General features: G+C 61.9%; 13 protein-coding genes and 1 tRNA gene. 7 read left to right on the top strand and 7 right to left on the bottom strand.

Features of this window, described 5'->3' with window-relative positions:
- Window positions 1-210: 210 nt before the first annotated feature.
- Window positions 211-516, bottom strand: a complete 306-nt coding sequence (locus tag JHD07_RS23035) for an ETC complex I subunit (RefSeq protein ID WP_291626180.1) — start codon at window positions 514-516, stop codon at window positions 211-213.
- A gap of 254 nt (window positions 517-770) precedes the next feature.
- Here JHD07_RS23035 and JHD07_RS23030 point away from each other — a divergent pair, with 254 nt between their 5' ends.
- Both JHD07_RS23030 and JHD07_RS23025 read left to right on the top strand, forming a co-directional pair.
- Window positions 771-1940 carry an OpgC domain-containing protein gene (locus JHD07_RS23030; protein ID WP_291626179.1) on the top strand — a complete coding sequence of 390 codons (1170 nt, stop codon included), beginning with the start codon at window positions 771-773 and terminating at the stop codon, window positions 1938-1940.
- 161 nt (window positions 1941-2101) lie between these two features.
- Window positions 2102-2527: a translational machinery protein gene (locus JHD07_RS23025; protein ID WP_291626178.1), complete on the top strand. Its 426-nt coding sequence runs from the start codon at window positions 2102-2104 to the stop codon at window positions 2525-2527.
- Between the two features lie 118 nt (window positions 2528-2645).
- Here JHD07_RS23025 and JHD07_RS23020 read toward each other — a convergent pair whose 3' ends face one another.
- Window positions 2646-2837, bottom strand: coding sequence for a hypothetical protein (locus tag JHD07_RS23020; RefSeq protein WP_291626177.1), 192 nt, complete (start codon window positions 2835-2837; stop codon window positions 2646-2648).
- A gap of 336 nt (window positions 2838-3173) precedes the next feature.
- Between JHD07_RS23020 and JHD07_RS23015 the strand changes: the two genes are divergently transcribed.
- Window positions 3174-3329 (top strand): hypothetical protein, encoded by a 156-nt coding sequence (locus JHD07_RS23015; protein ID WP_291626176.1) that lies wholly within the window; start codon window positions 3174-3176, stop codon window positions 3327-3329.
- A 272-nt stretch (window positions 3330-3601) separates the two neighbouring features.
- Here the strand turns inward: JHD07_RS23015 and JHD07_RS23010 are convergent, their stop codons facing one another.
- Window positions 3602-4564, bottom strand: a complete 963-nt coding sequence (locus JHD07_RS23010; protein WP_291626175.1) for an AraC family transcriptional regulator — start codon at window positions 4562-4564, stop codon at window positions 3602-3604.
- A gap of 216 nt (window positions 4565-4780) precedes the next feature.
- Here JHD07_RS23010 and JHD07_RS23005 point away from each other — a divergent pair, with 216 nt between their 5' ends.
- The 4 genes from JHD07_RS23005 (at window position 4781) to JHD07_RS22990 (ending at window position 7752) form a co-directional block, all read left to right on the top strand.
- Window positions 4781-5551 (top strand): alpha/beta hydrolase, encoded by a 771-nt coding sequence (locus JHD07_RS23005; protein WP_291626174.1) that lies wholly within the window; start codon window positions 4781-4783, stop codon window positions 5549-5551.
- Between the two features lie 131 nt (window positions 5552-5682).
- Window positions 5683-6558 carry an alpha/beta hydrolase gene (locus JHD07_RS23000; protein WP_291626173.1) on the top strand — a complete coding sequence of 292 codons (876 nt, stop codon included), beginning with the start codon at window positions 5683-5685 and terminating at the stop codon, window positions 6556-6558.
- Between the two features lie 64 nt (window positions 6559-6622).
- Window positions 6623-7117, top strand: coding sequence for a DUF302 domain-containing protein (locus tag JHD07_RS22995; protein WP_291626172.1), 495 nt, complete (start codon window positions 6623-6625; stop codon window positions 7115-7117).
- Between the two features lie 107 nt (window positions 7118-7224).
- On the top strand, window positions 7225-7752 hold the full coding sequence (locus JHD07_RS22990; protein ID WP_291626170.1) for a hypothetical protein: 528 nt from the start codon (window positions 7225-7227) through the stop codon (window positions 7750-7752).
- Between the two features lie 127 nt (window positions 7753-7879).
- Here the strand turns inward: JHD07_RS22990 and JHD07_RS22985 are convergent.
- From JHD07_RS22985 to JHD07_RS22970, 4 genes are all read right to left on the bottom strand, one after another.
- Window positions 7880-7956 (bottom strand) — tRNA-Pro (locus tag JHD07_RS22985).
- A 119-nt stretch (window positions 7957-8075) separates the two neighbouring features.
- The gene (locus tag JHD07_RS22980) at window positions 8076-8561 is read right to left on the bottom strand and encodes a DUF192 domain-containing protein (protein WP_291626168.1); all 486 of its coding nucleotides are present in this window, start codon (window positions 8559-8561) and stop codon (window positions 8076-8078) included.
- A gap of 113 nt (window positions 8562-8674) precedes the next feature.
- On the bottom strand, window positions 8675-9337 hold the full coding sequence (locus JHD07_RS22975; protein ID WP_291626166.1) for a cold-shock protein: 663 nt from the start codon (window positions 9335-9337) through the stop codon (window positions 8675-8677).
- 198 nt (window positions 9338-9535) lie between these two features.
- A partial coding sequence (locus tag JHD07_RS22970; protein WP_291626164.1) for a Sir2 family NAD-dependent protein deacetylase occupies window positions 9536-9891 on the bottom strand: 356 nt, incomplete at its 5' end.

Below are 9891 nucleotides of genomic sequence, written 5' to 3'. Positions count from 1 at the left end.
CCACCTCGCCATGATGGTGTCATGCGAGGCAGCGAAGCACGCGGCGGAATGGGTGCCAAGCGTCTTGGGCTCGGGCGACCAGCCGCTCCCTTCGTCATGGCCGGGCTTGTCCCGCCCATCCACGTTCTTCGACTACCGCCAAGAGCATGGATGCCCGGGACAAGCCCGGGCATGACGGCACTTTGGATGGTTCGGATGAGAATGGGCCCCTCAATGCGTCCAGGGCTCGCCGCGGCGGAACGAGAAATTGTCCGCGTACGCAACCGGCCGTCGCACCGATTCCTTCGGCTCGATCACCTGGTAAGGGATGCCCTTGCGTTCACAATAGGCGATCGCCTCGTCCTTGCTGTGGAAGCGCAGCGTGATCTGCTGCTTCATGTCGGCCGACGAGGTCCAGCCCATCAGGGGCTCGACCGCCCGCGGCTGCTCCGGCTCATAATCGAGCTGCCATTCCCTAGTCTTGGACCGGCCCGATTGCATCGCGTTCTTGGCGGGCTTGAAAATGCGTGCGGTCATGACTGGTCCGGGCCTCTTCGTCTTTTCGTTCGATTTCGATGCGTCACGGTAGCAGTTGGTGGAAAGCTCGGGGATAGTATAGACACACCGATCGGGAACTGGATGGGTGATTCCGGCCCCCGGCCCCCTCGCCAACGGTATAGTCATTATGCTGCACCGTGACAATTGTGTACCCGCTTTCCGCGCCGGGGGCCCGCCCGGCGGCACCGCCTCGTCTATACCAGCAGATCCGTCCCTTCGAGAGCTCCCGTCGCATGGCCTTCCTGAACATCAACGCCACGCTGCCTGACAAGGGCCGTGACCTCAGGCTCGACCTGTTTCGCGGTGTCGCGAACTGGGCGATCTTCCTCGACCATATTCCCGACAACGTCGTGAACTGGATCACGACCCGCAACTACGGCTTCTCTGACGCAGCCGATCTGTTCGTCTTCATCTCCGGCTATACCGCTTCCTTCGTCTATGCCCGGATGATGCTGGAGCGCGGCTTCATCGTCGGCGCCACGCGGCTGACCAAGCGGGTCTGGCAGCTCTATGTTGCCCACATCATCCTTTTCGTGATCTACATTGCCTCGATCTCCTATCTCGCGCTGCGCTTCGGTGACAGCGAGATGATCAACGAGTTCAACGTCGCAGGCCTCGTCGACAATGCCACCGAGACGCTGCGCCAGGGCTTGTTCCTGCGCTTCAAGCCGCTCAATCTCGACGTGCTTCCGCTGTACATCGTGCTGATGGGCCTGTTTCCGCCGGTGCTGTGGTTCATGCTGCGCAAGCCCGACCTGACGATGGTCCTGTCGATCGCGCTGTGGCTGGTCGCGCGCCATAACGGCTGGAATCTGACGGCCTATCCGGCCGGCCAGTGGTATTTCAACCCCTATTGCTGGCAGGTGCTGTTCGTGTTCGGCGCCTGGTGTGCCCTCGGCGGGGCCCGGCGCTCGATGGCGGTGATCAATTCGCCTGTTACGCTGTGGCTGTGCCTCGGCTATCTCCTGTTCGCGCTGGTCATGACCATGGCCGGCCGCTTCCCCGCCTTCGGCGGCATGTTCCCGGAATGGCTGTTCTCGGCGTTCAACCCGAACGACAAGACCAACCTTGCGCCGTACCGCTTCCTCCATTTCGTCGTGATCGTGATCCTGGTGATCCGCTTCGTGCCGAAGGAATGGCCCGGGCTCGAATGGAAGGTGTTCGATCCCCTGATCGTCTGCGGCCAGCAGTCGCTCGCGGTGTTCTGCGTCGGCGTGTTCCTGTCCTTCGTCGGCCATTTCGAGCTGTCGATGAGCTCGGGTTCGCTGCTCGCGCAGATCTTCGTCAGCGTCGCCGGCATCGCGATCATGACGACGGTGGCCTATTACATCTCCTGGTCCAAGAAGCAGGACAAGCCGCTGAAGCCGCCACCGGCAAAGCCTGGCGCAGTTGCCGCGGCCTGAGCCCGAGCCGCCTCCGCTTTCCGGGGGCGCCGGCGGTTGCCGGTGCTTCGAACCCGGGTCGGATTGACCTGGGTCAACAGAGACGGCGCCGTCTCGCATAGTGTCGCCGCGACATCAGCCGCACCGATTCTGGCGGCCTCCTCTCGCACAAGGCCGGACACATGCCCTCTCATTTCCACGCCGTGATATGGATCGATCATTCGCAGGCCCGCATCTTCCATCTCGGCCTGACCGGCGCGGACGAAGTCACGCTGCATCCGCACCTGGCGACACGACATCTCCACCACAAGGCCAATGCGGTCGGCAGCGGCCATGCCGCGCCCGACAAGGCGTTCTACGCCGAGGTGACCAGAGCCCTGGCTGACGCCGGTGAGATCCTCATCATCGGTCCGGCGAGCGCCAAGACGGAGCTTGCCGGCCACATTCGCGCGAGCGCACCTGATCTGGCCAAGCGGATCGTCGCCGTGGAAGCAGCCGATCATCCCTCGGACGCCGAGATCATCGCCTATGCGAAGCGGCACTTCAAACTGCCGCTGCCGCGCGTGCAGCCACGCGGATCGGCCACGGGCGAGCGGCACTCGGGCTGAAGCGTGATCCGGACCCGAAGGGCCGCGTCAGCACAAAGTGCGAAGCGGCTTTCTCGAAAGCTTATGCGTCAACAACGACCTGATGCGCCATGACGATGGATCCCGACCGCATCGCGCTTCAGGCCGCCTCTTCGCCGTCGAACTCGGTGAATTTCTTGTAGATCCAGTCGCGGCCGTCGTGGCGGCGCCAGACCTTGCCGACAACGAACTGCCCGTTGATGGAGCGGCGCGGCACGATCACGGTCCAGAGGTGCCAGACCTCGGTCCAACTCGCCGCACCGGCGGTTTTGAGGTTGCGATCAAAAGACATGGTGCAGAGCTCGCTGCGCAAAAAATTCAAGTGATACGCCCGCCGCGACGAACCGTGATCTGTGGTCTCACAGAGTGAAGGCAGCCCATCGCGAGCCGGGATAGACCTGATAGCAGCCGTCAAAACGGCCGCAACAGCCGCTCGCCCTTAACCTAACCGGTCAACCTTACTTCTTGGGACGGATTGCCGCGATCCATTGAAAGCCGGCGCATGTTTTTGTAGACTGCATGTGATTTGAGAACGGCCGCGCCGTTTTGGCGCACGGTGATTTCCATACTGAACTTTGCAAGCTGTCGGACGTTTGGAAGCAGTTGATTTTGCGGGGGAACAACAACAATGAATTTGCAATGTGCACGTCTGCGCCTCGCGGTGCGAGTGGCGCCGCCCGCGCCGATCGTCACCACGCCGCAGGAGCCGCCGCAAGCCGCCAACGACAACGAGGCGGCTTGGTCATTCGTCCCATTTCCGCCCGGCTGGCACGCCTCGAACTGACGAGCGCGCCCCGAAAAGCGCAACGCCGCGCAAGCGGAGTATCCTCGCTTGGCGGCGTCCGTTAGACATTGGGCGCTGAAATCCCCAATACCCTTATGTCTCCGGCGGCGGCGAAAGGTTCGACGGCCTGCGGTCTGCATCACGACGGTTTGGGGAGCCTTATCAACTGGAAAAGCACACATTTCCTCCGTAGCAGCGGTGCATAGGGAAACATCGTCCGAGGTCCGAGATGGGCTCATAAGCGGGACCCGCCGTCGATGACCGCGACAAGCCTAATCGGCCACCGCTGCCTCCTGGAGGTCCCCTTGCCCTTCGCCGCTCTCAAAGCGTCGGGATGCCCGGTACCGGCCGGGCGATACGCCGTGATGTCGATGGAATAACTTCGAGAACGCCGCCGCTGTCTCGTAACCAACCCTGCTGGCAATCCGTGCGATGGACTCATCGCTGGTTTCCAGCAGGAACGCCGCTTCCGCCATGCGGCGTTCGATCACATAACGGTGCATGGACTGGCCGACGAGCTTGGTAAAGCGCGCCGAAAACACCGAGCGGCCGAGCCCCACGCGATGGCCAAGGTCGCTTAGCGTCCAAGGCTTCTCGGGGTTCTCGTGGATCAGCTTGAGTGCCGGTCCGATATGTGGGTCAGATATGGCACCGAGCCAGCCGCCCTGTCCGGGACTCAGAGAGGCGATCCAACTTCGGAGCACCTCGACAAAAAGCACTTCGGTCAGTCGTGAGAGTGCGACGTCTTGACCGGGACGCTCGAGCGCGGACTCGCTGACCATGCGGCGCAGGATTGCTTCGAGCCAACCACCGTCCGTCGTCGGCTTCAGCTGGAGCACGGGTGGGAGTAGTTCCATCACGCTGCCAAACACAGGCCGTGACACCGTGAAGTTGCCGCAGATCATGGTTGAGAGCGGCTTTGCGCGGCCGCCGTGGCGAACGACGCCAAGACGCGGCGACGATCGATCGATGTCCGCAATAGGCAAAGGCTTGGCCCGGCGATCCGAATAAAACACATGGGGCTCGCCGCGCGTGATGACGACGAAATCTCCCTCGCTCATGTGGGTTTCCTGTCCCTGTCCTAGCGCGAGGGTCGCTGAGCCCTGGCTGAGATAGTGAAACAGAGCGTAGGGGCGCGCCGGCAGCTCGAGATGCCAGGGATGGCCAAGCTCGAAGTGAAAGAGCAGCGTGCCGCCGAGACGAACGCGATCGAGCACTTGGGCGAGTATGTCCATGTCGCCGACATTAGATCGGTGGACGATCGGACACAACATCCGGACGATTGATCTCTGTCGTCCGCAAAGTCCGCACACTAGGTCATGTCGCGGCGGGCCGACGTCACGTTCGGCATCCATTTCGCCCATGGCAGATGGAAAGAACCGCGACCTTGCTGGAAACGCCCGTCCATTCCCCCCGGACTGCGTTCGTCCGAATGCCAACAGGAATAATCAATGCGAAACATCCTTCTCTCGGCCGCCACCGTACTCTTGGCCGGAACGACGCTGGTCGGCTCCGTTCATTCCGCTGAACTACCCAAGGGAGCAGCCCACAATATCGTGCTCGTGCACGGCGCTTTCGTGGACCAGACGAGCTGGCAACCCGTTGCCGATATTCTCACGAAGAAGGGCTACAACGTTACGCTCGTCGAGAACCCGCTCACCTCCCTTGCCGCTGACGTCGATGCCACCAAACAGGCGCTGACCAAGCAGGACGGCAAAACCGTTCTTGTCGGCCATTCCTGGGGCGGCGTGGTCATCACGCAAGCCGGTAACGATCCCAAGGTGTCGGCGCTGGTCTATGTTTCCGCCTTCGCGCCGGAGGTCGGCGAGTCCTTGGCGTCGCTGGCAAAAGCCGGCCCGGCGACCGAAGGCAGCAAAGCGATCCATCCCGATGCGAAGGGGAATTTGTACATCGATCCCAAAGTGTTTCCGTCAGCCGTCGCGGCCGACCTTCCTCCGGAAACCGCTGAGCACCTGGCCAACTCGCAGCTTCCGTTGAACCACGTCGCGTTCGAAGCCCCGGTCGACATGGCGGCCTGGCATGACAAGCCGACGTTCTATGTCATCAGCACAAAGGACAAGGTGCTGGCGCCCGAGGCCCAGAAGTCGTTCGCGGCCAGGATCAAGGCTCAAACGACGGAAGTTGCCGGCAGCCATGCCTCGCTCGTCGTCCACGCGAAGCAAGTCGCTGAGGTCATCGAGAAGGCCGCACGCGCGAAGTAACGGTACCGCTCCCGGTGCCTTCGCGCCGGGAGCGCGCCCGGTCGCTCAGTGAATGCAGAACGCGGGCCGCGATCGCGCGGCCACGCCAGATCCCCACTCGACTATTTCATGCCAAGCATCCGGAGGATGACATGACTCAACTCGACATCGCGAGCCAAGACGCGGCCACGCTCGAAACGGCACCGACGCGTTACATCGAAGGCCACGGAATCCGCTTCGCCTATCGTCGCCTCGGCCCCGCTACCGGAACGCCGCTCGTCCTCCTGCAACACTTCTCGGGCAACATTGACGCATGGGATCCCGCCGTCGTGAACGGTCTTGCCGCCGATCGCCCCGTGATCGCATTCGACAATGCCGGGGTCGGCCGCTCGACCGGCCAAACGCCTGACAATATCGCAGCGATGGCGAGGGATGCAGTCGCCTTCATCAATCTCCTCGGCCTATCTGAGGTTGACCTGCTCGGCTTCTCTCTCGGCGGCTGCGTCGCCCAACAGATCGCAGCTGAGCACGATAGGCTGGTCCGGAAACTCATCCTCGTCGGCACCGCGCCAAAAGGCGGTGAGGAACACCTGTTAGCGGTTCTGCAGGAGGCGTTTTCCCAGACCGATGCACCGGACCCCCGCCTGCCGCTGTTCTTCACGACGTCGTCCGCAAGCCGATCGTCAGGCTTGGCCTTCCTGAAGCGGACGAAGTTACGCAAGCACGATCGGGACACGGATAACGGCAGCGCTGTTACCGATCCGCAGGCCAAGGCTCTGATCACCTGGTGCCCCACACCCGATCCCGATCACGCCATTCTACGCGCCATCCGCCAGCCCACTCTTGTGGTCAGCGGCAGCCACGACACCATGCTCCCCGCGAACAACGCCTACGCAATGTTCAAGGAACTCGGTAACGCTCAGTTGGTCCTCTATCCCGATTCAGGGCACGGCGCCCTGTTTCAATATCCCGACCTGTTCGTCAGCCACGTCCGGACCTTCCTGGAAGCCCATCCCGCGGCTGCATGATCGCGTCGCGTTCCGACGCACCGTCGGACGCAATTGGTCAATGCGAGTTGTTACGGAGGATAAAATGACAGTCGTTAAAGTCGAGGTGGAACGTTTCAGCCTCACCAGCGCAAAATCATTCGAGGCTGTTGTCGCCACCTTCAAGTCCGCGATCGGCCAACCTGACCTGGCCAACTTCTTCAAAGAGACGAGGGCGACAGATTCCTTCCGAGATCTTGAGCGCGTTGTACAGCGCGGGCTCGGCCGCACAAACCTCATGCTCTTCGCGGAATTCGACTTGGGCGACATTCTGCGTCGCGAAAACGGATCCAGGACGCCGCAGATCAAACGGTTCGTCGTAGGCAATCCACTCATCATGAAAGAAATGGTCAAGCACGTACCCGATGCCGGCTCTTATGCTCCGGTCACAGTCCTCATTGATGAGCGTCCTGACGGCGTGCATGTCTCTTACGACAGAATGGAGAGCTATCTCCTGCACTATGGCAGTGCGGAAGCACTTGCCGTCGCCCGGGATCTCGATACGAAAATCACAACCTTGCTGCGCGAGTGTGCGGGCTAAGGCGCTCTGATGAAATCTTCGGCCGATTGAACGGGCAACTGATCTCGATTGCGGACCGCGACAGGGGTTGTCACGCCACGAGCCAGACGTCGAAAGGGATATCCCGCATGTACAAGCGACTTGTTGTCACCGTCACTGCGTTAGTTCTCTCCGCCGGAACTGCCGCGGCTGGATCCGCTGTCGGGAACGAGCCGCTGGATGCGACGAGCCTTAGCTCGATACGAGCGAAGTTCGGCAGGCTAATGGAATTGGCCAACAAGCACGATTTTGGGGCGCTCCATGAGATGTTCTGGCAATCGCCCTCCACACTGTTGGTAGCCAAGAGCGCGATCCAGTCTGAGGGCAACTGGGCCGGCTTCTGGGGCAATGAGGCGATTGATCAGAAGCTTCACGATATCGGCAGCTCCGGTCCAGTCGTGCTCGAGCCGGACTATTCCAAGCTCAAGGTTGTCGGTCTGACCCGCGACGTCGCCGAGTCCTACGTGCCGATGAACATCACGGTCTCTTATGCGGGGCAGGACGGAACAGCCAAGCCGTTTCTAATGATCATCAATTGGCTTCGCGTCGAGGAAGATTGGAAAATCGCCTCCGAAATCATTCTGCCGGTGCCCCCCGCACCGGCCGCGAAGGACTAGGCGCAGCGCTTGTCCGGAACCGCTATCTCAAGGACGCCAAAGAACGGCACGTTCTCAAAGAGGAGTGCCTGAGGGGTGTCCAGTACTGAAGGCGCTGAACGACGTAAGCTTTTGATTTTAGTGTGTTTGGTCGGGGCAGCTGGATTCGAACCAACGACCTGCAGTACCCAAAACTGCCGCGCTACCAGGCTGCGCTATACCCCGAATGTCCGGCGAGCCCCGTCGATACACGCTTCCCGAGGCGTCATCAAGCGTCCCAAGCCCGTCGGCAAGGCTGGAAAGCCCGGACAGCGGGAGCGGCGATCGGTCCCGCCCCGTCCGCGCTATTTGCTGCCGAACAGAGGGTGGCCGACGCGGTCGCCGGGGCGGATGCCGTATTTCTGCACCGTGCCCGCCACCACCTCCAGCACGGCCCGGGCAGGTCCCCGGGACGAGATGATCTTCGTCGACAGCGGCTCGGTGTTCTCCGCGATGCTCAGGATGCGGCCATCGGCACGGATGAAGATCATGTCGAGCGACACGTAGGTGTTCTTCATCCACATCGAGATTTCCTGCTCGGGATTGAAGTCGAACAGCATGCCTTTGCCGTCGGCCAATTCCTTGCGGTACATCAGGCCGGTCTTCTTCTCTTCCTCGGTCGTTGCCATTTCCACCGAGAACACCTGCACGCCGTTCCTGGTGACGATCTCGAGCGGCTGGAAACTGGCGGCACTGGCAGACGTGCTGCCGACGGCCCCGGCGGCGACGACGAGGACGGCGGCAAGCCAGCCCTTCGCAACTGACCAGACGGCCTTTCGATTCAAGTTCATGGAGGCTCTCGGGGCGTGGGACGTAAATCAGTCCTTACGCGGCGACCGCCGGAAAAGAAAGAGGCGCGCTGGACTTGCAGCGCGCCTCAGCTCACGATTGTGGGAATCCGCTCTTAGTGCGACTGCAATCCCGGCGATCCGGCCTCGGGATGGATCTCGGCCGCCATCATGCCCTTGGAGCCGGGCCCGAAGCGGACCAGGACATACTGGCCCGGCCTGAGCTCGGTCATGCCGAAGCGGCGCAGCGTTTCCATGTGCACGAAGATATCAGGCGTGCCCTCGCCGCAGGTCAGGAAGCCGAAGCCGCGCAGCCGGTTGAACCACTTGACCTGGGCCCGTTCCAGCCCGCTCGTGGGGGTGACCGTGACGTGGGTACGCGGCGGCAGCATCTGCGCCGGATGGATCGCAGTCGACTCGTCCATCGAGACCACGCGGAAGGCCTGGTAGCCCTTGGCGCGCTGGATGCACTCGACGACGATGCGGGCGCCTTCATACGCGGTCTGGAAGCCGTCGCGCCTCAGCACGGTAACGTGCAGAAGGACATCGGGCCAGCCATTGTCCGGAACAATGAAGCCGTAGCCCTTGGAGGCGTCGAACCATTTGATGACGCCGGTGACCTCGACGAGATTGGCGCTGGCCTCACCCAATCCGGTGAAGGGGCTGAGTGCGCTGTCGCGGCCCCCACCGCCGTGCTCGCCCGGCGTCAATCGCCCCGGTGAATTGCCCTGCCCGGGAACTCCCAGCTTCTTGGACTCGAATCCGTCCGACGACCCCATAACCCCGGACCCCACACTGCAATGCAACCCGCCACATCGGCGGCGCTCGAATCACGCGTCTTAAGAGAATCTTCTCACTTCGACGCGACGCGAATCTTTCGACTCAAAAGATAACACTCCCGGTTGCGAGGCATAGACAAAAAAGAGATTCGCCGGAACCTATGAACAGCTTGCACAGCCGCGAATCAAACTGCTGCCTCAATTGCCGACAAACGGCCCGAGCGTTTCGCCGATGTCGTGGTGGATGACGAGATCGGCGATGTCGTCCTGCTCGGTCGGCTCGCGATTGATGATCACCAAACGTGCACCGGCGCGTTTGGCCATCATGGGAAAGCCCGCGGCCGGCCAGACCACGAGCGAGGATCCGATCGCGATGAAGAGGTCGCAGGCCTGCGACAGCGCGGTCGCGCGCTGCATCTCGTCGTCGGGCATCATCTGGCCGAACGAGATCGTGGCGGTCTTCACCGGCTCGTCGCATGCGGTGCAGTTGGGTGCCACGCCATCGTCGTCGAAGCGGCGCTTCACCCAGTCGAGCGGATAAGCCTGCCCACAAC

It is taken from the genome of Bradyrhizobium sp. (assembly GCF_016462955.1).
Lineage (GTDB): Bacteria > Pseudomonadota > Alphaproteobacteria > Rhizobiales > Xanthobacteraceae > Bradyrhizobium.
Note: the sequence above shows the minus strand (reverse complement) of the source record. Positions and strands in the feature narration are given on the sequence as shown.

What these genes read in the sequence shown, in the direction of transcription:
- JHD07_RS22990 (WP_291626170.1), top strand. Translation starts at nt 7,225, where the DNA reads ATGTACAAGCGACTTGTTGTCACCGTCACTGCGTTAGTTCTCTCCGCC.
- JHD07_RS23010 (WP_291626175.1), bottom strand. Translation starts at nt 4,564, where the DNA reads ATGGACATACTCGCCCAAGTGCTCGATCGCGTTCGTCTCGGCGGCACG.
- JHD07_RS23005 (WP_291626174.1), top strand. Translation starts at nt 4,781, where the DNA reads ATGCGAAACATCCTTCTCTCGGCCGCCACCGTACTCTTGGCCGGAACG.
- JHD07_RS23000 (WP_291626173.1), top strand. Translation starts at nt 5,683, where the DNA reads ATGACTCAACTCGACATCGCGAGCCAAGACGCGGCCACGCTCGAAACG.
- JHD07_RS23030 (WP_291626179.1), top strand. Translation starts at nt 771, where the DNA reads ATGGCCTTCCTGAACATCAACGCCACGCTGCCTGACAAGGGCCGTGAC.
- JHD07_RS22975 (WP_291626166.1), bottom strand. Translation starts at nt 9,337, where the DNA reads ATGGGGTCGTCGGACGGATTCGAGTCCAAGAAGCTGGGAGTTCCCGGG.
- JHD07_RS22995 (WP_291626172.1), top strand. Translation starts at nt 6,623, where the DNA reads ATGACAGTCGTTAAAGTCGAGGTGGAACGTTTCAGCCTCACCAGCGCA.
- JHD07_RS23035 (WP_291626180.1), bottom strand. Translation starts at nt 516, where the DNA reads ATGACCGCACGCATTTTCAAGCCCGCCAAGAACGCGATGCAATCGGGC.
- JHD07_RS23015 (WP_291626176.1), top strand. Translation starts at nt 3,174, where the DNA reads ATGAATTTGCAATGTGCACGTCTGCGCCTCGCGGTGCGAGTGGCGCCG.
- JHD07_RS22980 (WP_291626168.1), bottom strand. Translation starts at nt 8,561, where the DNA reads ATGAACTTGAATCGAAAGGCCGTCTGGTCAGTTGCGAAGGGCTGGCTT.
- JHD07_RS23020 (WP_291626177.1), bottom strand. Translation starts at nt 2,837, where the DNA reads ATGTCTTTTGATCGCAACCTCAAAACCGCCGGTGCGGCGAGTTGGACC.
- JHD07_RS23025 (WP_291626178.1), top strand. Translation starts at nt 2,102, where the DNA reads ATGCCCTCTCATTTCCACGCCGTGATATGGATCGATCATTCGCAGGCC.